The following is a 25,936-nucleotide window of genomic DNA, read 5'->3' as shown; positions in this document are numbered from 1 at the left end:
GCCGGATCAGCCGGCCTTGCGGGCCGATTCGATGGCCAGGGCCGCAGCTGCGCCGAACACATCCTCGAAAGAGGATTTCAGCGCGAGATCAAGATCAGCCATGCCAAGGGGAAGGCCGAGATCGACAAGGCTGGTGACGCCGTGGTCCTGGACGCCGCAGGGCACGATGCCGCCGAAATGGGAGAGGTCCGGCTCGACATTGATGGCGATGCCATGGAAGCTCACCCAGCGCCGCAGCCTTATGCCGATTGCCGCGATCTTGTCCTCGGCAGGCGAGCCGTCGGGCAAAGCAGGGCGATCAGGCCGTACCACCCAGACGCCGACCCGGTCCTCTCGTCGTTCGCCGCGCACGTTGAAGGCGGCAAGCGTGCCGATGATCCACTGTTCGAGCGCCGCGACGAAGGCGCGCACGTCCTCGCGCCGGCGCTTCAGGTCGAGCATGACATAGGCGACCCGCTGGCCAGGCCCGTGATAAGTGTATTCGCCGCCGCGTCCGGCCGCGAAGACCGGAAAGCGGTCAGGTTCGATCAGGTCCTCGATACGGGCGCTGGTGCCGGCGGTGTAGAGCGGCGGATGTTCGACCAGCCAGACCATTTCGCCGGCAGCCCCGCCGCGGATCGCTTCGGCGCGTGCCTCCATGAAGGCAAGCGCATCGGGATAGGCGGTAAGGCCGGGCTCGACCAGCCATTCGACCGGGGCCGAACCGGGCAAGGGCAGGAACGACGTGGCGATCTGGCTGCGTTCTGGCATGGCGTCTCTCTTGTCGCCTTCCATATGGCGATATCAGGCGGAAACGTCCAGTTCGCCGCGCGCGGGGCGCCGAGCGTCCGACGCGCCGGCAAGACAATGAGTGCTTGCTGGTGCAGGTCGCAGCTGTGTCGTCAGGATGATTTGGTGCGGTCGAGAAGACTCGAACTTCCACGGGTTGCCCCACAGCGACCTCAACGCTGCGCGTCTACCAATTCCGCCACGACCGCACGTGGTAGAGCCGGAACCGACCGGCTCGCGGCGTGTAGCAAATCGTTTCCAGCGAAACAAGTGCGCCACGAGTATTTAATCGCTGGGAATGGCTATAACGGATCAATCGCTTTGCGCGCCCGGAAACGAGGGCGGCGGCGCGTCTTGGAGACTGCGTCGCCGCGGCTTTCGCCCGATCCTGCGGCTACGCCGCCTGCTTCCTCCGCGCCAGCGTATCGGCCACCACCTCGCCGAAGGAGGACGGGGTCGGCACGATGATGACGCCAGCTTCTTTTAGGATCTCGACCTTCTCCTGCGCGGACTCGCCGAAGGCCGAGATGATGGCGCCGGCATGGCCCATGCGGCGGCCTTTGGGGGCGGACAGGCCGGCGATGTAGGCGATCAGCGGCTTCCTCATATTGTCGCGCGCCCAGATCGCGGCTTCGGCTTCCTGCGGTCCGCCGATCTCGCCGATCATCACCACGGCGTCGGTTTCGTCGTCCTGCTCGAACAGCTTCAGAACGTCCTTGAAGGAGGAGCCGTTGATCGGATCGCCGCCGATGCCGACGCTGGTCGACACGCCGAGGCCGAGCGCCTTCATCTGCGAGGCGGCTTCATAGCCCAGCGTTCCCGAGCGGCCGACAATGCCGATGCGGCCGGGCAGGTAGATCGAGCCGGGCATGATGCCCATCAGCGCCTGTCCCGGCGTGATAATGCCGGCGCAATTCGGCCCGACCAGCCGCATCCGATCCTCGAAGCGGTAGCGGCGCATGTAGCGCTTGACCTGCATCATGTCCTGCGAGGGGATGCCGTCGGTGATGCAGACGCAGAGCTTTATCCCGGCATCCGCCGCTTCCATGATCGAATCGGCTGCAAAGGGCGGCGGCACGAAGACGATGCTGGCTTCGGCACGGGTCTCGCGCACCGCGCCCTTGACCGTGTTGAAGACGGGCAGGCCGAGATGCGTCTGGCCGCCCTTGCCGGGCGTGACGCCACCGACGAGCTTGGTGCCGTAGCGCTTCATGTCCTCGGCATGGAAGCTGCCGATCTTGCCGGTGAAACCTTGCACGATGACGCGCGTGCTGCGGTTAAGCAGGATTGCCATTTTCCGTCCTCCCTCAGGCTGCTTTTTTGTTGGTGACCGCGCGCCAGGCGGCTACGGCTTTTTCGGCGGCTTCGGCGAGCGTATCGGCGACGATCACCGCCTCGCCGGAATCGGCCAGGATCTTGCGTCCTTCCTCGGCCCGGGTGCCGGACAGCCGCACCACCAGCGGCACGTTGACGCCGACTTCGCGGATCGCCTTGATGACGCCCTCGGCGACCCAGTCGCAACGGTTGATGCCGGCGAAGATGTTGACCAGGATGGTCTCGACATTCTTGTCGCCGAGCACGGCGCGAAACGATTTCGCCACCCGCTCGGGCGAAGCGCCGCCGCCGATGTCGAGGAAGTTCGCCGGCTCGCCGCCGGCGATCTTGATCATGTCCATCGTCGCCATGGCGAGCCCGGCGCCATTGATGATGCAGCCGATATTGCCGTCGAGGCCGACATAAGAGAGGCCGCGGTCGCTGGCGAAGGTTTCGCGCGGGTCTTCCTGGCTTTTGTCGCGTAATTCGGAAATTTCGGGTCGCCGGAACAGCGCGTTCTCGTCGAACGACATCTTGGCGTCAAGCGCCACTAGGCTGCCGTCGCGGGTCACCACCAGCGGATTGATCTCCAGCATCGAGGCGTCGTAGTCGCGGAACACCTGGTAGCAGCTGAAGATGGTCTCTGTCGCCTTGCCGATCAGGCTATCCTCCAGCCCAAGCCCGAAGGCGATCTCGCGCGCCTGGAAGCGCTGCATGCCGACGCCGGGATCGACGGTGGCGCGGATGATCGAATCGGGTGCCTTCTCGGCGATCTCCTCGATTTCCATGCCGCCGGCGGCCGAGGCCACGATCATGACGCGCTCTTCCTTGCGGTCGAGCACGAAGCCAAGATAGAGCTCCTGCGCGATGTCGACGGCCTCCTCCAGATAGAGGCGCGAGATCAGCTTGCCGCGCGGGCCGGTCTGGTGCGTCACCAGCTTGCGCCCGAGCATGGCTTCGGCGGCGCTGGAAATTTCCTCGTCATTGGCGCAGAGCTTGATGCCGCCGGCCTTGCCGCGCGCGCCGGAATGAACCTGCGCCTTCAGCACCCATTTGCCGCCGCCGATCTCGCGCGCCCGGTAGGTCGCCTGTTCGGGGCTGTAGGCAAGGCCGCCACGCGGCACATGGATCCCATGCCGGGCGAGCAGTTCCTTGGCTTGGTATTCGTGAATGTCCATTCTTTTCTCCTCCCCAAATCGTCAAAGTGCCGCGACGTGCTGTTGGCCGGCGCGTTCGATGGCGTCGTTGACCACCAGAACATTCCTGGCCATGCGCTCCGACGCGGCGTCGATCATCTTGCCGTCGAGCGCGGCGGCACCCTTGCCCTGCGCCTCCGCCTCTTTCAGCACTTCGAGGATGCGGCGAGCTCGCGTGACTTCCTTCTCCGGCGGCGAGAAGACGTCGTTGGCCAAGGCAATCTGCGAGGGATGGATCGCCCACTTGCCTTCGATGCCGAGCGCGGCGGCGCGCCTGGCGGCCGCCTTGTAGCCTTCCGGATCCGAAAAATCGCCGAACGGTCCGTCGATGGCGCGCAGACCGTAGGCGCGGCAGGCGACGGTCATCCGCGACAGCGCGAAATGCCACTGGTCGCCGGGATAGTCGGGGTTGAGGCCGCCAATATTGACCGTCCGCGCCTTGCAGCTTGCCGCATAGTCGGCAACGCCGAAATGCATGGCTTCCAGCCGTCCAGGGGCGGCGGCGATAGCCTCGACATTGGCCATGCCGAGCGCGGTCTCGATCAGCGCTTCCAGGCCGACGCGGGTCTTGAAGCCCTTGGCCATCTCGATCTGGTTGACCATGGCCTCGACCATGTAGAGATCGGCCGGAACGCCGACCTTCGGCACCAGGATGGTGTCCAGCCGGCCGCCGGCCTGTTCCATCACGTCGACCACGTCGCGATACATGTAGTGGGTGTCCAGTCCGTTGATGCGTACCGAAACGGTCTTGCCCTTGGCGCGCCAGTCGATGTCGTTCAGGGCCTGGATGATGTTCTTGCGTGCGCGTTCCTTGTCGGGCGGCGCGACGGCGTCCTCAATGTCGAGGAAGACGAAGTCGGCGGCGCTGTTGGCCGCCTTGTCAATCATCTCCGGGCTGGAGCCTGGGACCGCCAGCTCGCTGCGCTGCAGCCTGAGTTGTTTGAGGTGGTTGATGGTGTGGCTCATCGTTTCAACTCCCTCAGGCGGCTTTGGCGACCGGCACCGCGGCCGAGGCGCGGAAATGCTGGATGGCGGCGCCGACGCCGGAGCCCGGCGCCAGCCGGACGCCACAATCGAGCAGCGCCATTTCCGCCGCCGAAAGCGAGGCCAGCACCATCACCTCGTTCAGCCAGCCGAGATGGCCAATGCGGAAAACCTTGCCGAACACCTTGTTGAGGCCGCCGCCCAGCGATGTCTGGTACGCCTGGTAGGCGCGCTTGACGACGTCGCCGCTGTCCATGCCATCCGGCACGAGAATGGCGCTGACCGTGTCCGAGTGCCATTTCGGCGCCTTGGCGCAGAGCTTCAGGCCCCACGCGTCGACCGCCTTGCGCACGCCTTCGGCAAGGCGATGGTGCCGGGCGAAGATGTTCTCAAGCCCTTCCTCGGCGATCAGGTCGAGCGAGGCGCGCAGGCCGCGCAGCAATTGTGTGGCCGGCGTGTAGGGGAAATAGCCGGCATCGTTGGCGCGGATCATGTCCTCGAAGGAGAAGAAGCAGCGCCGGTGGGTGGCGGTTCTCGAAGCGACGAGCGCCTTCTTGCTCACCGACAGGAAGCCGAGGCCGGCCGGCAGCATGAAACCTTTCTGCGAGCCGCTGACGGCGCAGTCGACGCCCCATTCTTCCTGGCGAAAGTCGATCGAGCCGATCGACGAGACGCCGTCGACGAAAAGAAGGGCAGGGTGGTTCGCATCGTCGAGCGCGGCGCGGCAGCCGGCGACGTCGCTGGTGACGCCTGTCGCCGTCTCGTTCTGGGTGCAGAAGATCGCCTTGATGCGGTGCGTCTTGTCCGCCTTCAGCCGCTCCGCATAGAGTTCCAGCGGCACGCCGGTTCCCCATTCGCAGTCGATGATTTCGACCTCGAAACCGAGCCGTTCTGCCATGTCGACCCACAGATGCGAGAACTGGCCGAAGCGCGACATCAGCACGCGGTCGCCGGGGCTGAGCACATTGGTCATCGCCGCTTCCCAGGCTCCGGTGCCCGAGCACGGGTAGATGAAGACGCGGCCGGTCTCGTTCTTGAAGACCCGTTTGATGTCCTCGAACAGCGGTAGTGTGAGGTCGGGGAAGGTGGCCGCGCGCATGTCCTCCATCGGCAGGTTCATCGCTTGGCGTACCTGCTCGGGGATGTTGGTCGGCCCGGGAATGAAGAGATGGGTGAAACCGGCCATGATGCGAACTCCTCCTGATCCAGCAAAGCGGTGAGGGGAGTTTCGTTTCGACGGCCAAATCCAACAACACCTTGGCGGGTAATATCTCGCCGCGCGCGGGTGGGGCGGGCCTACCCGGTAGGCCTACCCGAAAGGCTGCTTCTGGGTGCGCCTCTCTCGGGAATAGAGCGCGACGGCCATCGCCCGGTTGCGGACGTCGAGCTTGTCGTAGAGATTCTTGAGATGGTACTTCACGGTGTTTTCGGAGATGCCGGTCCGGGTCGCAATCTGCAAATTGGTCCAGCCGTCGGACAGTACCGCCAGCAGTTCACGCTCGCGTACGGTAAGCCGGGATAGAGGCGTGTCGTTGACCTTGTTGATGTCGATATAGGGAATGCAGATGCGGCCGTGCGCGACAGCCAGGATCGTATCGAAGATGATGGCGGGATCGTCGAACTGGAAGCAGTAGCCCTGGGCCCCCAGGCGCACGCACTGTTTCAGAATGCCGATGTCGTGGTCGTTGGAAAAGACGGTGATGCGCACGTCGAGCTTGCGGGCCTGGACCTCGGCCAGGATATCAGCGCCGTCCATGTCGGAGAGCTTCCAGCCGATCACGGCGACATCGAACTCCTGGACCGCTGCAAGCTCCAGGAAATGCCTGCCGCTTTGTACGGAGGCCAAAAGCTCGAAGCGCCCGTCGCAGTCCAGCATTTCGCGCAGAGCCGATATGACGAGCGGATTGCGTTCGGCCACGACCACGCGAACACGCCGCTCGTCGATTGCCTTGTCTTCTGTCCGCGACCTGATCTTCAAGGGCTTCCGGCTTTTTTGTTGCGGCTTGGGGGCCAGCCGATGCCTGGACCCGCGTCATGACAATTCTGCCCCAATGGCGCACGGGTGCTCTTTCCCCAGCGACATCGGCTGTCGCGCCACCGGGCCACAAGCGCACCCGCTTTTGACGTAATCGACCAGGTCGCGCACGCCGGACAGTGTGGCGGCGGCCGAAAACGACGCCGTTGCGCAAGCGGGACTTTTCGGCTGCAATTCCCGTGCGTTGGAGCGACAGGCTGCGAAATCGAATCACTCCGCCGCTCCTAATTTCTTGTTTGTGGTCGGACCCAAAACCGATTTCCACTTTTCGGAATCATGGTCTAGACCTGATTGGCACCTTTCCGGGATTCTGATGGCTGGAGACGCTGGTGGAAGGCCAGGACAAGCAGACGACCTCCGCCAAGGCGGCTGACGACGCCCACGCCGACATTTATGGCGAGGACGGCGCGGTCCTTTCGTCCTTCCTTGCCCAGATCGGTGCGGCGATCGCCGACCGCGATACGCTGACCCTCAAGCGCGAAGTCGACGACCTGCACCAGTCGGAACTTGGCGACCTCATCGAGGCGCTGCATCCCGAGCAGCGGCGCGCGTTGGTCGAGCTGCTGGGCGCCGACTTCGATTTTTCCGCGCTGACCGAAGTCGACGAGGCGATCCGCATGGATATCGTCGACAATCTGCCCAATGCGCGGATCGCGCAGGCCGTGCAGGCACTCGATTCCGACGACGCGGTCTACATTCTTGAAGACCTCGAGCCGGAAGACCAGGACGAGATCCTGTCGCAGCTGCCGTTCACCGAGCGGATCAGGCTGCGGCGCTCGCTCGACTACCCGGAAGAGACCGCCGGGCGGCGCATGCAGACCGAGTTCGTCGCGGTGCCGCCTTTCTGGACCATCGGCCAGACCATCGACTACATGCGAGAGGACAAGAACCTTCCGGACCGCTTCAGCCAGATCTTCGTCATCGATCCGACCTTCAAGTTGTTGGGGGCCATCGATCTCGACCAGATCCTGCGCGCCAAGCGCGCGGTCAAGGTGGGGGAGGTCATGCATGAGACGCGGCACGCCATTCCCGCCACCATGGACCAGGAAGAGGCGGCGCGGGAATTCGAACAATACGACCTTTTGTCGGCCGCGGTTGTCGACGAAAACGAACGGCTGGTCGGCGTGCTGACCATCGACGACGTCGTCGACGTCATCCAGCAGGAAGCGGAGGAAGACCTGCTGCGCATGGGCGGCGTCGGTGACGAAGAGCTCTCCGACAGCATTCTGGCGACCTCGCGCTCGCGCGTTCCCTGGCTGCTCGTCAATCTGCTGACGGCATTTCTGGCGGCATCGGTGATCAGCCTGTTCGACCACACGATCGAGCGGATCGTGGCACTCGCCGTGCTGATGCCGATCGTGGCCGGCATGGGCGGCAATGCCGGTTCGCAGACCATGACCGTCACCGTGCGGGCGCTGGCGACCAGGGATCTCGACATCTACAACGCCGGCCGCATCATCCGCCGCGAGATGGGCGTCGGCTTCATCAACGGCATCGTCTTCGCCGTGCTGATCGCCATCGTCGCGGCAAGTTGGTTCCACGACCCCAATCTCGGCGGCATCATCGCGGCGGCTATGATCATCAACATGTTCGTGGCGGCTCTTGCCGGCATCCTGATCCCGCTGCTGCTCGACAGGTTCAAGGTGGATCCCGCGGTCGCTTCGGCCGTTTTCGTCACCACGGTCACCGATGTCGTTGGGTTCTTTGCCTTTCTCGGCCTCGCGAGTTGGTGGTTCGGCGTCCGGTAAGTGTCTCAATTGACTTTTACGTAAATGCCGTGCGAGGCTCATGCGGGGTGCCGCGTCGATTCCGGCGGGCAAGGGTTTGGTTCGGGACAGAAGGGCGACGCCGCATGGCGGTCGCCTGGAATTCCGGCAGGGAGTGACAATGCGGGAATATTATTCGATCACCGAACTGACCCGCGAATTCGACGTGTCGACGCGGACGCTGCGTTTCTATGAAGACGAGGGACTGGTGCAGCCGGTGCGGCGCGGCCGCACCCGGCTGTTTCGCCCTTCCGACCGCCACCTCATCCGGCAGATCATGCGCGGAAAACGCCTCGGCTTCTCGATCAACGAAATCCGCGAGATCATCCAGATGTACAAGGAGCCGCCGGGCGAGGTTGGGCAGCTCAAGCTGATGATCAAGCGCATCGAGGAAAAGCGCGAAGATCTCAGGCAGAAACGTCGCGACCTCGAGGAGACACTGGCCGAACTCGATCAGGCCGAGGAGTCTTGCGTCGAGCGGCTGGTGGAGCTCGGCGTCAACACGTAGCCCTGCTCAAATCCAGCGCCGGACCCTTTTTGCATAGTCGCGGTATTTCTTGCCGAATTTCGCCGCCAATATCTTCTCCTCGCCTTCGATCGCGACCTTCTGGGTGAGGAAGGCGGCGACGAAGGCAAGCAGGAAGAACCAGGCGATGCCCGAGACGAAGGCGACGCCGATCAACAGCAGCGTGTTGGCCAGGTACATCGGATTGCGGCTGACGCCGAAGGGACCGGTCGTGACGAGATGATCGGGCACGGCGTTGGGATTGAGCGTGGTCCTGGCCCGTATCATGGTGCGGATCGCCGTGAACCAGAGTACGGCGACGGCGAACAACGCCACCCAGCCGGCGGCAAACAGGATGTCGCCAAGGAGATCGCCGATCCAGGGCAGCGGGATGTAGAGGCCGAGCACGACACTGATGAGGATGGCGGCGGCGTAGATCACCGGGGGCCACGGTATCAGCCCAGGCTTCGGCTCGGTCCCAGGCTTCGGTTTGATCCCAGGCTTTGGCCCGATCATTGTGTCCCTCCCTCCGTCATCTTGTCGTCGGTCTTGGCAGTGCACGTTGCTGCAAGATCGGACAGATGCGCCCTGAAGTCCGCAGTCTGGTCGTTGTTGAAGAGCCGATCAAGAGCGGCTTCACCTTCGAGCGTTTCGAGCATGCAGCCGCAATAGCTCGAACAGAAGGTTGCCTTGCGCATCTGCTCGCACGAGCGCTGGCAGGTTTTGAGGAAATTGACCTGCGGGGTTTCGACCTGCGCCGGCATCACTTGCGAGAACAGCCAGACGCAGCCGATCAGCAGCGGCTGGTGGATCAGGTAGAAAGCCAGGCTGTGGCGGCCGATGAAGACCAGCGGGTTGGACCAGCCTCCGGGCGCCAGATTCGCCAGGCGTGCCCTCATGCCGGAAGTGGAAGCGATTTTCGCCACTGCAATTCCCGTAAGCACGGCGCCGAACCAGGGGAACAGCGGAACGTAGTCGTTGGAGCGCGGATTGATCGCCGACAGGCCGATCCACCAGAGCCAGGGATGATCGAGGGCCTCGAAGCGCAGGTAGACCGGCGCCGCGATGACGAGCGCGGCGACGGCAAGCGTCAGCAGCGCCGGCAGGCGCAGGAAGGCGAGGCCGAGCAGGCTGGCGAGCGCGATCTCGTGCAGGATGCCGAAGAAGATGAACCCGTCGGGCGTGGCGATGCGGGTGACGACCGAAATGGCGACCGCCGCGCCCGCGACCATGGCGAACCGCTTCCAGAAGCCGTTCCAGCGGATCTGTCGGCCATGGGCGAGATAGAGGCTGACGCCGACCAGGAACAGGAAGGTCGATGCGATGCAGCGGGCGTAGAATTTCCACCAGCCGAAGGCGGTCAGGCCGGGATCGGTGTAGCCGAAGAATTCCAGGTCCCAGGTGAAGTGATAGCTTGCCATCGCGATCAGCGCGATGCCGCGCAAGATATCGATGGCGACGATGCGCTTCGATGGCTGCGGGACGGGTACGGTCGGCGTGTGGATGCTCATGGTCTCGCGATCTGATTCAGCCCCTTCCAGGACGACTATCACGGTTGCACCGGATAGAAGAAGACCGGTCGCCTTGGCCTGCACCGCGCGGCCGGATCCGCGCCTGGCGCCGGGTTGGGCCAGCGCGGAAAAGCCTTTGACCGGCTTCGCTTTTTGCCTGATGTGCGTCGGTTTCCTCTTAATGGGCCTGAAATGTCCACGGCAGATTTGACGCCGCGATTCTGCTTTGGGGAAGCAATGTCCACCCATGTTCGCCATCCGATCTGGCTTCCGGCCCTCAAGGCCGCGGATGCGCGCACCTTCGCTTCGCTTTACGCGGTCGAATCCTTCGCCCGCGCCATGGTGTCGAGCGTCATACCGATCCAGGCCTACGAGATTCTCCACAACGAGCAGATCGTCTCGATACTCTACACCGCCGTGTCCCTGCTCGGCCTGTCGGTGACCTTGTTCATGCCTATGCTGATCCGCCGCTTCGCGCGGCGCTGGGTCTACACGGCGGGCGCCTGCCTGCTCGCCATCGGCTCGCTGTTCTTCGTCACCCACACGCTCGCCGGGCAACTGGCCGGGATGCTGTGCCGGGTGATGGGCGCCAGCGCGCTGTCGATCACGCTCAACCTCTACATCATGGATCACATCCGCAAGACCGATTTCATGCAGGCCGAATCGCTGCGCATGGCGTGGTCGATGGTTGCCTGGACGGGTGGACCGACGCTCGGCATTTTTCTCTATACGCGCTTCGGCATTTATGCCGCGCATGGCGCGGTGGCGGTGTTCGCCATGGCCTTGCTGGCGCTATTCTGGACCTATCGGCTGAGCGACAACCAGTCGATCCGCCCGGGCAAGACACGACCGGCCAATCCGCTCGCCAATATCGGCCGCTTCGTCGCGCAGCCGAGGCTCAGGCTGGCCTGGCTGATCGCCTTCGGCCGCTCCTGCTTCTGGACGACCTTCTTCGTCTATGGACCGCTGTTCATGGTCATCACCGGCGAGGGCGAATTGGCTGGCGGCCTGCTGGTCTCGGCCGGCAACGCGCTGCTGTTCATGGCGATCTTCTGGGGCAAGGCGGGAAAGCGCTTCGGCGGCCGCAGGACCATGACATTTGCCTATTTCGCCATGTCGGCGACGTTGCTGGCGGCCGGTGCCGTGGGCGTAACCGTGCCGCTGCTCACCGGCGCCTTCCTGCTGTGCGGCGCCTTCTTCACGATCGCGCTCGACGCGCTGGGTTCGACCGCCTTCATGCGCTCGGTGCGCTCTTATGAGCGCGCGCAGATGGCCGCGGTCTACCGCACCTATCTCGATTTCTCCGAACTGACGCCGCCGCTGGTCTATTCGGTGGTGCTGGCCTTTTTCGGTCTGGGATCGGTGTTCGTCACGCTCGCACTACTGGCCGCGTTTTGCGGCTTCGTGACCTGGCGATATCTGCCGAAGTCGCTGTAGGTATGTCGATATTCAGGTGATGCCGGCCTGCGAACGGCAGGTTTCCGCGCTTCCGGTAATCACGTCCCCGAAAGTACGTTCCGTTCCGATTCTCGACCTCCGCCCTTCTCGGCTTGGCCTGACCTGAATGTCGACAGACCTCATGTCACCGCGGCATGGCGCTCGCGCACCCAATCGTGGAAGCGGTGCAGGTCGTACTCCTCGGGCATCAGCACGCCAGCTGTATGACGCATCGAGCGCAGCCCCTTCTGGTTGACCTCGCAGATCGCCGCGTCCTCCTCCAGCACCTGTGTGCCGAAGGCGACGATGTTGTCGATGTCGGTCTCGGCGAGCGCCTCGGGCGCGAACAGCCATTCTGCGGTCAATTCGGTCTGTTCGGGACCGAGCGGCGTAAGCCGCACGGTCCTGACATAGTCGACATGGCCGACGATGAACATCGACGGCAGGCTGGTGGCATAGGTCTGACCAGCGCTGCGCTCCGCCGGCGTCAAGCTCGGGAAGACCGGCCCGTGCGTCTGCCCATCACGCGACCATGTCTCAGCCCCGGCGCGCAGGCCGCCTGAAAATTCCGGCGCGTCATTGTCGGCGTGGCGGAGCCATTCGGGATCGTCATGCCGGCTCATCAGGCCGCGGCCATAGATCGGCACCAGCCGCGACAGGTCCTTGTGGACGCCCGGGCAGTGCAGGCACTCGTTGAAGTTTTCCCAAAAAATCTTCCAGTTACAGTTCATCACCTTGTGCAGCACATGGCCCGATACCAGCGTTTCCAGCGGCCAGTTGCCGAGATCGCCGGAGGCTGGGTCGAAGGAGGATTGCGCCGAGCCGGCGGCATCTTCCGCCAGATTGACGAAGACGAAGCCCCGCCACACCGAGAGCGCGACGCGATAAAGCGGATGATCGGCCTTGTCGAAGCCGTCAGGCAGCGATTTCGACGGCACGCGCACCAGATCGCCACGCAGCGAATAGGACCAGGCATGATACGGGCAGGTGATCAGCCGCGCCTTCAGCCGGCCCTCGCTTTCCTGGCAAAGCTGCGAGCCGCGATGCCGGCACGTGTTGTGGAAGGCACGCAACTCGCCGGTGTCGTCGCGCAGCACGAGGATTTCCTGCGTACCGACGCGGAAGGTGCGGAATGCCAAAGGCTGGGCAAGATCGGCCTCGCGGCAGACGAGCAGCCAGTCCCTGTACCAGATGGCGTCGAGATCGCGCTTATAGTTGTCCTGGTCCCAATAGGCCGATGAGGGCAGCGTCGGCTCGGTTCGAGTCAGGCCGTTATAGGGCTCGCGCTCGCTGGCATTGGGCTGCATGGCTGGCTTCCCGTGAGGGTGCCAGCCGACACCCGGCCATGAAGTTTGTCAATCGGGACGGGGTGAGGGCAGCTTCGCCGATACGACGCTCCTGCGCTGGCGGTTGTCGGAATTTGGTTTGCCGGGCGCGGCGAATTTCCCTATAGTCGCCGATGTCGTCGGTTCCTTTTTGGAGCCAAGAGGGAATGCGGTGCGGGGAGGAATTCCTGCCCAATGCCGTGGCTGCCCCCGCAACTGTGTGCGGTAGTCCTCTCCATATGCCACTGAAGATTTTTCTTCGGGAAGGTGGGGAAGGGCGCTTATCCGCGAGCCAGGAGACCTGCCGGCGACAGGAAACTGACTTCGATGCCCTCGGGTGGAGGGCGAAAGGACAAGACATGACTACCGCTTCCGTCTCCCTCGGCGCCTCCGTCTCCTCGCAGTCGCGTTTCATGCAGCTCGCGCTCGCGGCGCTGCTCGGCATCTTCGTCGTCGGCTTTGTCGGCTTCTCGCATATCGATGCGGTCCACAATGCTGCCCACGACTATCGCCACTCGATGGCGTTTCCCTGCCACTAACGAGGATCCGACATCATGAATCTGTTTCGCAACGTCGTGTTCGTCGCGGCGATCGCGGGGCTTGTGGCCGGTGTCGTTCTCGCCTGCATGCAGGCCTATGCCACCGTGCCGCTGATCCTCAAGGCCGAAGTCTACGAAAAGGCCGGCGGCGGCCACCACCATGATCACACGGCCGCACCAGCGGCGACCAATGACGCGATGAGCACGGTGGCGCCCGCTGGGAATGCCACGAGCTCTGCCGCGCCCGCGGGCACCGATGCCATGGCACCGGCGGAGGAAGACGAAGGCTGGGCGCCGGCCGACGGTTTCGAGCGTTTCGCCTTTAGCGTGGTTGCCAATATCGTCACCGGCATCGGCTTCGCGCTGGTCCTGGTCGCGGTTTCCGAGTTCTTCGGTGGCGTCGGCAACTGGCGCCAGGGCGTGTTCTGGGGCTTGGCCGGCTTTGCCGTGTTCACACTGGCACCGGGCCTCGGACTGCAGCCGGAACTGCCGGCAATGCCGGCGGCCGATCTTCTGCCGCGCCAGATCTGGTGGACGGCAACGGCGGCCGCGACCGCGATCGGCCTAGGCCTGATCGTGTTTCGCAGATCGTTGCCATTGACCATCCTCGCCGTCTTGCTGATCGTCGCGCCGCATGTCGTCGGCGCGCCGCAGCCCGACAGTTTCGAGACGCCGATCCCGGAAGGCCTGCACCATCAGTTCGTGGTGGCGGTGACGGTGACCAATCTGGTCTTCTGGCTGGTGCTGGGCGCGATCGTGGGCGTGGTGCGCCGGCGCTTCACCGGCACGGCGACCAGCATGCGCGACAGTTTTGCCTGATCGCGGCAGGCTGACCTTCATCATCGGTGGTGCGCGCTCCGGCAAGAGCGCGCACGCCGAAACCCTGGTGACGGCATTGGCCTCGCCATGGGCCTATATCGCCACGGCGCAAGCTTATGACAACGAGATGCGCGAGCGCATCGCGCTGCACCGCTGGCGGCGCGGTGAGGGCTGGTCGACCATCGATGCGCCACTCGACCTCGCCGAAGCGCTGGAGGCGTCGCCGGACGGTCAGCCGGTGCTTGTCGACTGTCTGACGCTGTGGCTGACCAATCACATGCTGGCCGATCACGACGTCGATGCCGCGTGCCGACGGCTGGCGGGCGTGCTGTCTCGGCCGCGCGGACCGTGGTTCGTGGTGACGAACGAGGTCGGGCAGGGCATCGTGCCCGACAACGCGTTGGCGCGCCGGTTTCGCGATGAAGCCGGCCGACTTAACCAGCGGGTCGCGGCAGTGGCCGACACGGTGCTGCTCATGGTGGCGGGGCTCCCGCTCAAGGTGAAGTGAAATGACCGACGACAAGGATGAAGAACGCCATCGCGCCAAGATGGCCAAGCGCAAGGCGGTGCAGGACGCCGAGGTTGCGGGCAAGACGATCGAGAAGGGATTGCTGATCGTCAACACCGGTCCCGGCAAGGGCAAGACCACGGCCGCCTTCGGTCTCGCGCTGCGCATGCTCGGCTACGGCAAGCGCGTCGGCGTCGTTCAGTTCATCAAGGGCAAATGGCACACCGGCGAGAAGGACGCCTTTGCCGCCTTTGGCGACCGCGTCGTCTGGCATGCAATGGGCGAGGGTTTCACCTGGGAGACCCAGGACCTGAAGCGCGACATCGCGGCCGCCGAGGCCGCCTGGGCCAAGGCCCTGGAATTGATCGACGATCCCTCGATCAGCCTTGTCGTGCTCGACGAGCTCAACATCGCGTTACGCTACGATTATCTCGCTCTCGACAAGGTAGTTGCGGCGCTCAAGGGCCGGCGCGAGGGTCTGCATGTCGTCGTCACCGGCCGCAACGCCAAGCCGGGGCTGGTAGAGGCTGCCGATCTGGTCACCGAGATGGGCGTGACCAAGCATCATTTCTCGGCGGGCGTGAAGGCGCAGCAAGGCATCGAGTTCTAAAAAACCAGAACAGCGATCAGCGCGACTAGGCCGAACAAGCCGATCAGCAGGTAGTCCGCGACCCGGTAAAGCTTGAGCGCCCGCCTGATGTCGCCGCTGTCGACATCGCGGCGGCCGCCTTCGCCCATGAAGATGTCGTCGACCATGATACCGCCATAGCTGCGTGGTCCGGCGAGCGCCAGCCCAAGCGCACCGGCCATGCCCGCTTCCGGCCAGCCAGCATTGGGCGAGCGGTGTTTTTTCGCGTCACGCCGCACCGTCTGCCAGGCACCGCGGGGGTCGGCGCCCTCGACCAGGAGGGAAGCGAGCACGATCAGCAGCGCCGTCAGCCGCGATGCCGGCAGGTTGATCCAGTCGTCGAAGCGCGCCGCCGCCCAGCCGAAGGCCTCATGGCGCGGAGTCCGGTGGCCGATCATCGAATCGGCGGTGTTGGCCGCCTTGTAGGCAGCGCCGCCGGCGAGCCCTCCGACCCCGGTCCAGAAGGCGGGGGCGACGATGCCGTCGGAAAAATTTTCCGCTAGGCTCTCGATCGCCGCGCGGCAGACGCCGGCGCGGTCGAGCGTCTCGGGATCACGGCCGACGATCCGCGAAACGGCGGCCCGGCCCATGTCGAGGCCTCCGCTGTCGAGCGCGTCGGCGACGGCTTCGACATGTTCGTAAAGGCTTTTCTGCGACAGGAGCGATGTCGCCAGAAAGACGGCAATGATCCACCCCAGGGGGACAAACCAGAGCAGAACAAGCTGCACGCAAAGGCCTGCTATCGCCGGCACCAGTACGATGAACAGAAGCGCCTGGACACCACGTTGACGACGCAGCGCGTCGGGATCAGTGGCGCGATTGAGCCGCAAGTCAAGAAAGGATATCAGCCTGCCGAACCATGTCACCGGATGGCCGATGGCGCGAAACAGCCAGTCGGGATAACCAAGGGCGAATTCGACAATTAATGACAGGAAAGCGATCAGGACTGACATGAAGCTTCTTGAAGGAGCGGTGGACCATGGTGGAAGTCTTGGCCGGGCAAGGGCGCTTTTCCCCAATGCCGTGCTGCCTTTCGTCGACCTCTCGACCGGTATCAATCCGCACTCCTACCCGCTTTTCGACCTGCCCGCCACCTCGCTGTGGCGATTGCCAGAGGCCGCGCGTGGGCGCGAATTGATAGAGATTGCGGCCAACATCTATGGCGCGCCTTCCCCAGCAAGCGTGGTGGCGGCCCCTGGTACGCAGATCCTGTTGCCGCGCGTCGCCTCGCTGGTGAGGCCCGGCAAGGCAATGGTGCTTGGGCCGACCTATGCCGAACACGCCCGGGCGGCGGCGATTGCCGGGCACGACGTGGTCGAGGCCAGCGATTTCGCGACGTTGGCGGAAGCGGACCTCGCCATCATCGTCAATCCGAACAATCCGGATGGGCGCATCATCGAGCGCGACCGGTTGCTGGTGCTGGCCGCCGGACTTCGCGCCAAGGGCGGGCTGCTGGTCGTGGACGAGGCGTTCATGGATGTGGGCCCACGCGAGCACAGCCTCGCCGGCGATGTCGGCCAGGGCGGCATCGTCGTGCTACGTTCCTTCGGCAAGTTCTTTGGTCTGGCAGGCCTGCGGCTCGGGTTCGCGCTTGCCGACGCGCCGACCGCTGAACGGCTGGACATGCAGTTCGGGCCGTGGGCTGTCGCAGGACCGGCCCTGGAATACGGCGTCCGCGCGCTCGCCGATCTCGACTGGCAGGATGCGATGCGGGCCTCGCTGGCGGAAGCGACGGGGCGGCTCGACGCGCTGTTTAGCCGTTTCGGCGTTCCCGTCGCGGGGGGCACCACGCTGTTCCGCTATCTCAGCCTGCCCGATGCCAGCGGCCTGTTTTCCGGGCTTGGCCAGAGCGGTATCCTGCTGCGGCATTTCTCCGAACGGCCCCATGCCCTGCGCGCCGGCCTGCCGGGGAGCGAGGAGGAATGGCGCAGGCTCGAATCCGCCCTTGCCGATTGGGCGTCGCGGCGCGAGGATCGGTCGAAAGGTTTCAAACAATGATCCATGTCTGCTCGCTGGCGAAGATCGAGGAAGTGGTGGCCAGGACCGGCGCCGACCGCATGCTGTCGCTGCTCGCCGCCGGAACGGACGTAATCCGACCGGCCTCGATCGCTCGGGAAAACCATCTGCACCTGGTCATGCACGACATCGCCGTGGCGCAGGACGGCATGACCATGCCGGGCGAGGAGCATGTCCGTAACCTGCTCGATTTCGCACGCCGCTGGGACCGGGCGAGACCAATGCTGGTGCACTGCTATGCCGGCATCAGCCGTTCGACCGCCTCGGCCTATATCATCGCCGCGGCTTTGGCGCCGAAACGCAACGAGGTGGAACTGGCGCAGACGCTGCGAGCGCTGTCGCCTTCGGCGACCCCCAATCCGCGGCTGATCGCGGTGGCCGACGCGCTGCTCGAGCGCAATGGCCGCATGATCGAGGCGATCGAATCAATTGGGCGCGGCGCCGACGCCTTTGAAGGCACGCCGTTCGCGCTCAAGATCGACGGTTAGCTATTTCAGCCACTCCGCGAGCTTGGCCTTGCGCACATCGCGCACCAGGTTGATGAACCCGTCAGCCTGATATTCCGAGGTCAGCCGGCCTTTCTCGGCTGTCGCGATGCTGGCGTCGCCGACCACGCCGTTCGGGTTGAGATCGCTGGCGATCCAGGCGAAGGCGTGGGTGCCTGTCTGGCGCAACAGCGAGAATTCCTGCTCGGCCTTGGCGACATTGGAAACGAAATTGTCGGCCTTGCCCATCTCGACGAGATCGGGCCGGAAATGCAGCATCAGCGACGTCTCGACATCGCCGCCATGAATGCCATGACGATCCTCGAGTTCGGTGTACATGCCGGCCGGGCGGCCAAAGCGCTGCCAACTGGTCTTCACCGCCAGCATCTTTTCGCGCACGCGCAATTCCCGCGTGACGATGCCCATGATCTCCTCATTGCCGCCATGCGAATTGACGACGATGAGCTTGCGCACGCCGGCGCGCGCGATCGAGACGCCGAGCTCGGTCCAAGCGTCGACCAGCGTCGTTGCCGGCAGGGTCAATGTGCCCGGCGCGTGCAGATGCTCGTTCGACTTGCCCGCCGCCTGGACCGGCAGGATGCGGATATCGAGATCGTCGGGCAAGCGTGAAATCACCGTATCGAGCATGCCGTTCATGATCGAAGTGTCGGTCGAGACGGGCAGATGCGGTCCATGCTGCTCGATCGCCGCCAGCGGCAGCACCGCGATTGTCGCCTCGGGATCGATCGAGGCGTATTCGGTGGTCCGGTAGTCGCCCCACCATACGCGTTTCTTGCCAGCAGTCATGTCACGCCTCTTCAATGAGCAGGTCAGACCTAGCGCGGTGCGGCCGGCCTGTCGATCACCCGGCCGCGATGGCCTCGACCTCGACCTTGAATTCGGGCCGGGCAAAGCCGGAAACGATCATCAGCGTCGAGGCTGGCGCCGGGCTGGAAAACAGCCGGTCGCGGACCTCCATGTAGGGCCGCAGATGGCTGCGGTCGGTGACGTAGGCGTTGATGCGAACGATGTCGCCAAGTCCCAGCCCGGCTTCGCCCAGAACCGCCGCGATGTTCCTGAAGCAGAGTTCGGCCTGCGCGCCGGCGTCTTCCGGTATCTGGTCGTCCGCCGTGATGGCGACCTGGCCCGAGCACAGCACCAGCCGCTTCCCGGCCGGCACCTCGACGCCGTGGCTGTAGCGGGCAAAGGGCGGCTTGATCGACTTAGGGGTGAGGAACTTGAACATGGCGATCTCCTGGATATCGCCAGCCTAAGGCCGGAGGCATTGCACCATCAAGATGGTGGTGCATGTCGCCCGTGCGATTGTGGACAGGCGTTCAAAAAATAGGCACGATGCGCTTCGGTGCAGCACGACCTTTCCGGCTTTCGCAGATGGCTGTGGTGCAGGCGGGCGGGTCCCGGCGCGTGACGCTGGTGGCATGTGTCTTGCTTCTTGAATCTTTGGTGTCAAGCACGGCGCGCAACGCGCCGGTGCAAATAAAGGGCGGTGGTCAATGTACGTGAAACAGAAGATTTCGGCCGCGGTGGTGGCACTGCTTGCGGCCAGCACGCTGGGCGCGGCGGCGAATGAAAAAGTCACTTTCGGCACCAACTGGCTCGCCGAGCCGGAACATGGCGGCTATTACCAGGCCGTGGCCGATGGCACCTACGCCGCCTGCGGTCTCGACGTCACCATCATGCAGGGCGGCCCGCAGGTCAGCGGCCGGCCGATGCTGCTCGCCGGCAAGATAGATTTCTACATGGGCGGCAATTTGCTGTCGGCCTTCGACGCCGTCCAGCAAGGCATTCCGATGCGTGTGGTGGCAGCCGACTTCCAGAAGGACCCGCAGGTCATCATGTCCCACCCTGGCGAGGGGCTCGACAAATGGGAAGACCTGAAGAACGCCGAGCAATACATACTGGGCGACGAAGGTGTGCAGACCTTCTTCCAGTGGATGGTCATAGAGCTCGGTTTCGACGCTTCAAAGCGCGTGCCCTACACCTACAACACCGCGCCTTTCCTCGCCAACAAGAAGTCGATCCAGCAGGGCTACGTCACCTCGGAGCCGTTCGCGGTCAAGAAGGAAGGCGGCTTCGTGCCGAACCAGTTCCTGCTCGCCGACTATGGCTGGGACACCTATTCGACCACGATCGAGGTGATGCAGGAGACGATCGACAAGAAGCCTGAGGTGGTCCAGTGCTTCGTCGATGGCTCGGCCAAGGGCTGGTACAAATACCTCTACGGTGACAACAAGGCCGCTAACGACATGATCAAGAAAGACAATCCTGACATGAGCGACGAGCAGATCGCCTTCTCGATCGAGCAGATGAAGAAGTTCGGCCTGGCCGATTCCGGCGACACCGAGAAGCTCGGCATCGGCGCCATGAAGGAAGAACGTATCAAGAGCTTCTACGACAAGATGGTCAAGGCCAAGGTCACGCCAGAAGGCATCGACATCACGAAAGCCTACACGCTGGCCTTCATCAACAAGGGTGTCGGGCTCGAGCTGAAGAAATAGGCCGGCCCGGCATGATGCGCGAACAGGTGGCGCAAGCGCCAGCCTCGGGCATGGCTCCGAGCTTGCTGGCGCTGCGTGGCGTCGGCAAGGTCTTTTCCAATGGCGTGACGGCGCTTAGCGATGTCGACCTGACGATCCGGGAAGGTGATTTCCTCAGCCTGCTCGGACCGTCGGGCTGCGGCAAGTCGACGGCGCTGCGGCTGATTGCCGGCCTGTCCACGCCGACATCCGGCGTGCTCGACTGGCGCGGCGGCGGTTCGCTCGACCGCGCCAATATCGGCTTCGTCTTCCAGGAGCCGACGCTGCTGCCCTGGGCCAGCGTCTTCGACAATGTCTGGCTGCCGCTCAGGCTGAAAGGCATCTCCCGCGCCAAAGCCGCCCCGGCGATAACGGAGATGCTGGCGCGGGTGCACCTCACCGGCTTCGAGGACGCCGTGCCGCGCGAACTCTCCGGCGGCATGAAGATGCGCGTCTCGATCGCGCGCGCCATGGTGACCAAGCCACGCGTGCTGTTGATGGACGAGCCGTTCGCGGCACTCGACGAGATCACCCGCTTCAAACTCAACAACGACCTGCTGGAACTGTGGCAAGACGAACGCTTCACCGTCGTCTTCGTCACTCACAGTGTGTTCGAAAGCGTGTTTCTCTCCAACCGCGTCGTGGTCATGGCGGCTCGGCCGGGCAGGGTGTTCGACGAACTCGCGATCGAGGCCTCCTATCCGCGCGATGAGGCGTTTCGCACCTCGCCTGACTATGCGGCCCTTTGCCGGCAAGCCTCGGATGTGTTGGTCAATGCCATCAATTCAACAGTGGGCTCGCATCATGACAGCCATTGACGGCACGTTGAAACTCGACCCCGAGGAAGCGCGCCGCGTGCGACAGGAGCGGTTTGAGCGGATCGGCCGCTGGGTTCTGCCGCTGGCGATCATGATCCTGGCGATCTGGCTGTGGGACCGCATCTGCGTGTGGAACGAGATCCCGCAATACATCCTGCCGCGCCCCGGCGTCGTGCTGAGGACGCTCTACAACGATGCCGGCCTGCTGTTTTCCGCACTGCTGGTCACCTTGCGCATCACCTTCCTCAGCCTGCTGCTGGCGGTTGTCGGTGGCGTCGGCCTGGCGGTCTTGTTCGCCCAGTCGAAGTGGGTGGAGATGTCGTTCTTCCCCTTCGCCATCGTGCTGCAGGTTACTCCGATCGTGGCGATCTTTCCGCTGATCAACATCTATGTCGACAATCAGACGACCAAGCTCCTGCTCTGCGCCTGGATCGTCGCCTTCTTCCCGATCCTGTCCAACACCACGCTTGGCCTGAACTCGGTCGACCGCAATTTGCGCGACCTGTTCAAGCTCAACGGCGCGACGCGCTGGCAGCAGTTGCGCTATCTCAGAATGCCGGCCGCTATGCCGTATTTCCTCGGCGGGCTGAAGATCGCTGGCGGCCTGTCGCTGATCGGCGCCGTGGTGGCCGAGTTTGTCGCCGGCGCCACTGGCCAGTCGTCCGGGCTTGCCTCGCGCATCATCGAAGCGGGTTACCGGCTCAACGCGCCAAGGCTGTTCGCGGCGCTGTTCCTGATCTCGCTCACCGGCATCCTGATCTTCCTCGTGCTGTCGCTGATTTCGCATCTCATTTTGCGGCGCTGGCACGAGAGCGCGCTGAAGCAGGAGCGTTAGGCCTTTGATTCCCAACGCAGGTTCATACCGGCTCGCCAACGCCCGGCTTCACGCGTCCCTGACACCAGGGCTCGCCGCGACCTATGACAGCGACGGCTTTGCGCTCGCCGATATCGCTGTCGCAGATGGCAGGATTTCCGCCATCGCAGCGCACGATCGTGCAGCCATATCCAGCGGTGCCGTCGATCTCGCCGGCCGTATCGTGCTGCCCTGCTTCCTCGATTGCCACACGCATATCGACAAAGGGCATATCTGGCCGCGAAAGCCCAATCCTGATGGCACCTTCATGGGCGCGCTCAATGCCGCCGGCGCCGACCGCGTGGCCCGCTGGACCGCCGAGGATGTGGCGCGCCGCATGGATTTCTCGCTGCGCTCGGCCTACGCGCATGGCACCAGGGCGCTTAGAACTCATATCGATAGCGTCGCGCCGCAGGAGGAAATCTCCTGGCCTGTGTTCGAGATGATGCGCGACGCATGGCGTGGCCGCATCGAATTGCAGGGTGCCTGCCTGCTCGGCATCGAGGGCGTGCGCGACACGAAATGGTTCGACGGGCTGGCCAAACGCGTGGCCGCCGCCAAGGGCGTGCTTGGCGTCGTCACCTACATGGTGCCGGACCTGGAAGAGCTGCTCGATCATGTCTTCGCGCAAGCGATCAAGCACGGGCTCGACCTCGATTTTCACGCCGACGAGACCGACGACATCGCCGCAATTTCGCTGAAGAAAATCGCCGAGGCGGCGCTGTGGAACGGCTTCGAGGGCAACATCCTAGTCGGCCATTGCTGCTCGCTGGCGCGTCAGCCCGATCTCGAGGTGCTGGACACGCTGGACAAGGTGGCGAAGGCCGGGCTGGCAATCGTGTCGCTGCCGATGTGTAATCTCTATTTGCAGGACCGTCGCGCTGACCAAACCACACCGCGCTGGCGTGGCGTGACGCTGCTGCATGAGATGAAGGCGAGGGGCGTTCCCGTGGCCGTCGCTTCGGACAACACGCGCGATCCCTTCTATGCCTATGGCGATCTCGACATGCTGGAGGTCTACCGCATGGCAACGCGCACCCTGCATTTCGATCATCCGGTCGGCGACTGGCCGCAGGCGGTCACCGCGACGCCGGCCCAGGTGATGCGGCTCGATGGCTTCGGCACGCTCGCCGCCGGAGGCGATGCCGATTTCGTGCTGTTCAAAGGTAGAAGCTGGACGGAATTGCTGTCGCGCCCCGAATCGGATCGCATCGTCGTGCGTGCGGGGCGAGCGATAGATCGGCAATTGCCCGACTATGCCGAACTCGACGGACTGATGGTGGAATGATGGATGTTTCGGCGCTCAAACGTGATCTCGACGGGATCAAACTCGACGACAATCCAGCCATCGTCCAGCAGAAGAGCCGCGACTTCTACTGGTACAGTCCGATGCTGAAACAACAGCTCGACCATGTCACCGGCGACCTCATCGTGACGCCCAGGAACGAGGCCGAACTGATCCGCGTGCTTGCCGCCTGTCATCGCCATGGCGTGCCGGTGACGCCGCGCGGCAGCGGCACCGGCAATTATGGCCAGGCAATGCCGCTTTCGGGCGGTGTGGTCCTTAATCTCGCCGAGATGAACGAGATCAAGTCGATCGCGCCGGGGCGCGTGGTGACCGGGCCGGGCGCGGTCCTGGCCGACATCGACAAGGCGACGCGCGCGCATTCCGGGCAGGAGCTGCGGCTATCGCCCTCCACCTACAACACCGCCTCGATCGGCGGTTTCATCGCTGGCGGCTCAGGCGGCGTCGGCTCGATCAATTTCGGCGGATTGCGTGATTTCGGCAATGTGCTGCGCCTGCGCGTGGTGACGATGGAGGCCGAGCCGAGGGTGCTCGAACTCACCGGCGAGGACCTGCACAAGGTGACCCATGCGTATGGCACCAATGGCATCATCTCCGAGGTCGAGATGCCGCTGACGGCGGCCTATGACTGGATCGACGTCATCGTCGGCTTCGACCAATTCATGGATGCGGCGCACTATGGCAATGCGCTGGCCTGCCAGGACGGCATCCTGACCAAGCTGATCACGCCGATATCAGCACCCGTGCCTCAGCTTTATTTCAAGCGGCACCAGAAATTCTTCAGGGAAGGTCAAAGCATCTGCGTCGTCATGGTGGCGCAACATGGGCTAGATGCTTTTCTGGCCTTTACGCGCCGCGCCGGGGGTGAGGTGATCTACAACGCCACCACGGCGACGCCGGAGGAGAAAAAGGGCCTGCCGCCAACCTATGAACTGGCCTGGAACCACACGACGCTCCGGGCGCTGCGCGTCGACCCCGCCATCACCTACCTGCAGTCGCTCTATCCCTTTCCCAACCAGCTGGCGCTGGTCGAGAAAATGGATGGGATGTTTCCCGGCGAAGTGTTCTCGCATCTCGAATTCGTGCGGCTGGATGGCAACATCACCTGCTTCGGCCTGCCGCTGGTCAAGTTCACCACCGAGGCGCGGCTTAACGAGATCATCCGCCTGCATGAGGAAAATGGCTGCCCGATCTTCAACCCGCACCGCTATACGCTGGAAGAGGGCGGCATGAAGCAGACCGACGCGGTGCAACTCGCCTTCAAGCGCGAGACCGACCCGCAAGGCCTGCTAAACCCCGGCAAGATGATCGCCTGGGAAAACCCGGACTATGACTACCGTTCGGGCCGGACGTTCCTGTTCAAGGGACTGCAAAAGGCAGGGTAATGAACATCCTCGTCCTCTATGCCCATCCGGTCGAGACCAGCTTCAATGCCGGCCTGCACCGGATGATCGTCGAGCGGCTCACGATGGCTGGCCATTCGGTCGATGACTGCGATCTCTACGCCGAGGATTTCGAACCGCGGCTCACCCGCCAGGAACGGCTGGACTATCACAATCCGCGCGGCTCCGCCGACCCTGCGGCACCCTATGTCGAGCGCATGTTGCGGGCCGATGCGCTGGTGCTTTCCTATCCGGTCTGGAATTACGGCTTTCCCGCAATCCTGAAAGGGTTCTTTGATCGCGTCTTCCTGCCGGACGTGTCATTCAAGCTGGTCGACGGCAAGGTGCAGCCGTCGCTGCACAACATAAGAAAGGTCGCGGCGGTCACCACCTATGGCGGCAGCCGGTTCCGCGCCTTTCTGATGGGCGATCCGCCGCGAAAACTGATCAAACGCATGCTGCGCGCCACGGTCAAGCCGGGCGCACCGGTGACCTACCTCGCGCATTATTCAATGAACCTGTCGACCGATGAAACCCGGAAGTCCTTCACGGCGAAGGTCGCGGCCAGCATGGATGCATTCTGATGCGTGCGCTTGTCGTCTATTGCCATCCGGTGCCGGAGAGCTTCTGCGCTGCCATTCGCGACACCGCCGTGGATGTGCTGACGCGGCGAGGCTGGGACGTGCGGCTGCTCGATCTCTATGCCGAAAAGTTCGATCCGGTGATGAGTTGCGAGGAGCGGCGTACCTACAATAGTCAGGCGCCGCAGGATCCGGCGCTGAAACCGCATTTCGAACTGCTCAACTGGGCCGAAGCGATCCTGTTCGTCTACCCGACCTGGTGGTACGGGCTGCCGGCGATGCTGAAGGGCTGGCTCGACCGGGTGTGGGCGACCGACGTCGCCTTCAAGCTGCCGGCGGGCAAGGGAGGGATCAAGTCGCTGATGACGCATGTCACCAAGGTCGGCGTCATCACCACTTGCGGTGCACCGACCTGGTGGAGCGTCGTCGTCGGCCAGCCCGGGCGAAAGACCTTGTTGCGCGGCATGCGGGCCCTGTGCGCCAGGCGCTGCAAGACGTTCTTCCTGGCGCATTACTTGATGGACGCCTCGACGCCGCGGACGCGAGCGGCGTTTCTGGTCAAGGTGCGGGCGAAGCTGGAGCGGTTTTGAGCAATTAGCGCCCTTGTCCGTTTACGGGGAGAA

At 63.8% G+C, this 25,936-nt stretch carries 28 protein-coding genes, 1 tRNA gene and 1 riboswitch; of the genes, 16 read left to right on the top strand and 13 right to left on the bottom strand.

From position 1 onward, the window contains the following. Positions 1–6: 6 nt before the first annotated feature. The 7 genes from lipB to AC3CB8_RS22555 form a co-directional block, all read right to left on the bottom strand. The gene (gene lipB / locus AC3CB8_RS22585) at positions 7–750 is read right to left on the bottom strand and encodes a lipoyl(octanoyl) transferase LipB (protein WP_023769800.1); all 744 of its coding nucleotides are present in this window, start codon (positions 748–750) and stop codon (positions 7–9) included. A 142-nt stretch (positions 751–892) separates the two neighbouring features. Next, positions 893–977: transfer RNA gene (locus AC3CB8_RS22580), tRNA-Leu, on the bottom strand. A gap of 185 nt (positions 978–1,162) precedes the next feature. Beyond that, positions 1,163–2,062 carry a succinate--CoA ligase subunit alpha gene (gene sucD, locus AC3CB8_RS22575; protein WP_352566875.1) on the bottom strand — a complete coding sequence of 300 codons (900 nt, stop codon included), beginning with the start codon at positions 2,060–2,062 and terminating at the stop codon, positions 1,163–1,165. Between the two features lie 13 nt (positions 2,063–2,075). After that, positions 2,076–3,260: a malate--CoA ligase subunit beta gene (locus AC3CB8_RS22570; RefSeq protein WP_023782622.1), complete on the bottom strand. Its 1,185-nt coding sequence runs from the start codon at positions 3,258–3,260 to the stop codon at positions 2,076–2,078. Between the two features lie 21 nt (positions 3,261–3,281). Continuing rightward, positions 3,282–4,244, bottom strand: coding sequence for an HpcH/HpaI aldolase/citrate lyase family protein (locus AC3CB8_RS22565; protein ID WP_023782621.1), 963 nt, complete (start codon positions 4,242–4,244; stop codon positions 3,282–3,284). 13 nt (positions 4,245–4,257) lie between these two features. Then, positions 4,258–5,448, bottom strand: a complete 1,191-nt coding sequence (locus tag AC3CB8_RS22560; protein ID WP_023782620.1) for an aminotransferase class V-fold PLP-dependent enzyme — start codon at positions 5,446–5,448, stop codon at positions 4,258–4,260. Positions 5,449–5,571: 123 nt separating this feature from the next. Further along, positions 5,572–6,240, bottom strand: coding sequence for a LuxR C-terminal-related transcriptional regulator (locus AC3CB8_RS22555; protein ID WP_023769805.1), 669 nt, complete (start codon positions 6,238–6,240; stop codon positions 5,572–5,574). A gap of 386 nt (positions 6,241–6,626) precedes the next feature. Here AC3CB8_RS22555 and mgtE point away from each other — a divergent pair, with 386 nt between their 5' ends. Together mgtE and AC3CB8_RS22545 are read left to right on the top strand one after the other, a co-directional pair. Then, complete coding sequence (gene mgtE / locus AC3CB8_RS22550; RefSeq protein ID WP_352566878.1) at positions 6,627–8,045, top strand: magnesium transporter; 1,419 nt, start codon at positions 6,627–6,629, stop codon at positions 8,043–8,045. Positions 8,046–8,184: 139 nt separating this feature from the next. Further along, entirely contained in the window at positions 8,185–8,571 is a 387-nt protein-coding gene (locus tag AC3CB8_RS22545; RefSeq protein ID WP_006203215.1) for a MerR family transcriptional regulator, read from the top strand. Between the two features lie 6 nt (positions 8,572–8,577). On the opposite strand, the gene AC3CB8_RS22540 is transcribed toward AC3CB8_RS22545, so the two are convergent. Both AC3CB8_RS22540 and AC3CB8_RS22535 read right to left on the bottom strand, forming a co-directional pair. Next, entirely contained in the window at positions 8,578–9,084 is a 507-nt protein-coding gene (locus AC3CB8_RS22540; protein ID WP_352566880.1) for a methyltransferase family protein, read from the bottom strand. After that, entirely contained in the window at positions 9,081–10,079 is a 999-nt protein-coding gene (locus tag AC3CB8_RS22535; RefSeq protein WP_352566882.1) for a heparan-alpha-glucosaminide N-acetyltransferase, read from the bottom strand. Before AC3CB8_RS22535 ends, AC3CB8_RS22540 begins: the two co-directional genes overlap by 4 nt. Before the next feature lie 237 nt (positions 10,080–10,316). Between AC3CB8_RS22535 and AC3CB8_RS22530 the strand changes: the two genes are divergently transcribed. Further along, positions 10,317–11,516 carry an MFS transporter gene (locus AC3CB8_RS22530; protein WP_352566884.1) on the top strand — a complete coding sequence of 400 codons (1,200 nt, stop codon included), beginning with the start codon at positions 10,317–10,319 and terminating at the stop codon, positions 11,514–11,516. Between the two features lie 140 nt (positions 11,517–11,656). Here AC3CB8_RS22530 and AC3CB8_RS22525 read toward each other — a convergent pair whose 3' ends face one another. Continuing rightward, complete coding sequence (locus AC3CB8_RS22525) at positions 11,657–12,823, bottom strand: aromatic ring-hydroxylating oxygenase subunit alpha (protein WP_023782615.1); 1,167 nt, start codon at positions 12,821–12,823, stop codon at positions 11,657–11,659. A 142-nt stretch (positions 12,824–12,965) separates the two neighbouring features. Continuing rightward, positions 12,966–13,164, top strand: a riboswitch (cobalamin riboswitch). A 36-nt stretch (positions 13,165–13,200) separates the two neighbouring features. Here AC3CB8_RS22525 and AC3CB8_RS22520 point away from each other — a divergent pair. The 4 genes from AC3CB8_RS22520 to cobO are packed head-to-tail and all read left to right on the top strand — an operon-like array spanning position 13,201 to position 15,317. Beyond that, a complete protein-coding gene (locus AC3CB8_RS22520) occupies positions 13,201–13,380 on the top strand; it encodes a CbtB domain-containing protein (RefSeq protein ID WP_015317373.1) in 180 nt (59 codons plus the stop codon). A gap of 15 nt (positions 13,381–13,395) precedes the next feature. Then, positions 13,396–14,199 (top strand): CbtA family protein, encoded by an 804-nt coding sequence (locus AC3CB8_RS22515; protein WP_023769810.1) that lies wholly within the window; start codon positions 13,396–13,398, stop codon positions 14,197–14,199. Next, on the top strand, positions 14,192–14,707 hold the full coding sequence (gene cobU / locus AC3CB8_RS22510; protein ID WP_023782613.1) for a bifunctional adenosylcobinamide kinase/adenosylcobinamide-phosphate guanylyltransferase: 516 nt from the start codon (positions 14,192–14,194) through the stop codon (positions 14,705–14,707). The genes AC3CB8_RS22515 and cobU overlap by 8 nt, the downstream gene beginning before the upstream one ends. Position 14,708: 1 nt before the next feature. Then, positions 14,709–15,317, top strand: coding sequence for a cob(I)yrinic acid a,c-diamide adenosyltransferase (gene cobO / locus AC3CB8_RS22505; RefSeq protein ID WP_352548557.1), 609 nt, complete (start codon positions 14,709–14,711; stop codon positions 15,315–15,317). Here the strand turns inward: cobO and cbiB are convergent. Beyond that, complete coding sequence (cbiB, locus tag AC3CB8_RS22500) at positions 15,314–16,288, bottom strand: adenosylcobinamide-phosphate synthase CbiB (RefSeq protein WP_352548555.1); 975 nt, start codon at positions 16,286–16,288, stop codon at positions 15,314–15,316. The genes cobO and cbiB overlap by 4 nt on opposite strands. Here cbiB and cobD point away from each other — a divergent pair. Continuing rightward, positions 16,287–17,333 (top strand): threonine-phosphate decarboxylase CobD, encoded by a 1,047-nt coding sequence (gene cobD, locus AC3CB8_RS22495; RefSeq protein WP_023769814.1) that lies wholly within the window; start codon positions 16,287–16,289, stop codon positions 17,331–17,333. The genes cbiB and cobD overlap by 2 nt on opposite strands. Continuing rightward, positions 17,330–17,839 carry a tyrosine phosphatase family protein gene (locus AC3CB8_RS22490; protein ID WP_023769815.1) on the top strand — a complete coding sequence of 170 codons (510 nt, stop codon included), beginning with the start codon at positions 17,330–17,332 and terminating at the stop codon, positions 17,837–17,839. The genes cobD and AC3CB8_RS22490 overlap by 4 nt, the downstream gene beginning before the upstream one ends. On the opposite strand, the gene AC3CB8_RS22485 is transcribed toward AC3CB8_RS22490, so the two are convergent. Together AC3CB8_RS22485 and AC3CB8_RS22480 are read right to left on the bottom strand one after the other, a co-directional pair. Next, positions 17,840–18,643: a creatininase family protein gene (locus AC3CB8_RS22485; RefSeq protein WP_352596371.1), complete on the bottom strand. Its 804-nt coding sequence runs from the start codon at positions 18,641–18,643 to the stop codon at positions 17,840–17,842. Positions 18,644–18,698: 55 nt separating this feature from the next. After that, positions 18,699–19,082 carry a RidA family protein gene (locus AC3CB8_RS22480; RefSeq protein WP_023769817.1) on the bottom strand — a complete coding sequence of 128 codons (384 nt, stop codon included), beginning with the start codon at positions 19,080–19,082 and terminating at the stop codon, positions 18,699–18,701. Between the two features lie 268 nt (positions 19,083–19,350). On the opposite strand from AC3CB8_RS22480, the gene AC3CB8_RS22475 reads away from it, so the two are divergent. Genes AC3CB8_RS22475 through AC3CB8_RS22445 form a run of 7 tightly spaced genes read left to right on the top strand, consistent with a single transcriptional unit; the run spans position 19,351 to position 25,903 of the window. Next, positions 19,351–20,355: an ABC transporter substrate-binding protein gene (locus AC3CB8_RS22475; RefSeq protein ID WP_015317382.1), complete on the top strand. Its 1,005-nt coding sequence runs from the start codon at positions 19,351–19,353 to the stop codon at positions 20,353–20,355. Between the two features lie 11 nt (positions 20,356–20,366). Further along, positions 20,367–21,191, top strand: a complete 825-nt coding sequence (locus tag AC3CB8_RS22470; RefSeq protein ID WP_023791842.1) for an ABC transporter ATP-binding protein — start codon at positions 20,367–20,369, stop codon at positions 21,189–21,191. Further along, the gene (locus tag AC3CB8_RS22465; RefSeq protein ID WP_352564708.1) at positions 21,178–22,026 is read left to right on the top strand and encodes an ABC transporter permease; all 849 of its coding nucleotides are present in this window, start codon (positions 21,178–21,180) and stop codon (positions 22,024–22,026) included. The genes AC3CB8_RS22470 and AC3CB8_RS22465 overlap by 14 nt, the downstream gene beginning before the upstream one ends. 4 nt (positions 22,027–22,030) lie before the next feature. Next, positions 22,031–23,332, top strand: a complete 1,302-nt coding sequence (locus AC3CB8_RS22460) for a cytosine deaminase (protein WP_352564709.1) — start codon at positions 22,031–22,033, stop codon at positions 23,330–23,332. Beyond that, positions 23,332–24,735 carry an FAD-binding oxidoreductase gene (locus AC3CB8_RS22455; protein WP_031240706.1) on the top strand — a complete coding sequence of 468 codons (1,404 nt, stop codon included), beginning with the start codon at positions 23,332–23,334 and terminating at the stop codon, positions 24,733–24,735. The genes AC3CB8_RS22460 and AC3CB8_RS22455 overlap by 1 nt, the downstream gene beginning before the upstream one ends. Next, positions 24,735–25,316 carry an NAD(P)H-dependent oxidoreductase gene (locus AC3CB8_RS22450; RefSeq protein WP_023782607.1) on the top strand — a complete coding sequence of 194 codons (582 nt, stop codon included), beginning with the start codon at positions 24,735–24,737 and terminating at the stop codon, positions 25,314–25,316. The genes AC3CB8_RS22455 and AC3CB8_RS22450 overlap by 1 nt, the downstream gene beginning before the upstream one ends. Next, complete coding sequence (locus tag AC3CB8_RS22445) at positions 25,316–25,903, top strand: NAD(P)H-dependent oxidoreductase (protein WP_023769823.1); 588 nt, start codon at positions 25,316–25,318, stop codon at positions 25,901–25,903. The genes AC3CB8_RS22450 and AC3CB8_RS22445 overlap by 1 nt, the downstream gene beginning before the upstream one ends. The last annotated feature ends 33 nt before the right edge of the window (positions 25,904–25,936 follow it).

The organism is Mesorhizobium sp. P160927 (assembly GCF_057766385.1).
Note: the sequence above shows the minus strand (reverse complement) of the source record. Positions and strands in the feature narration are given on the sequence as shown.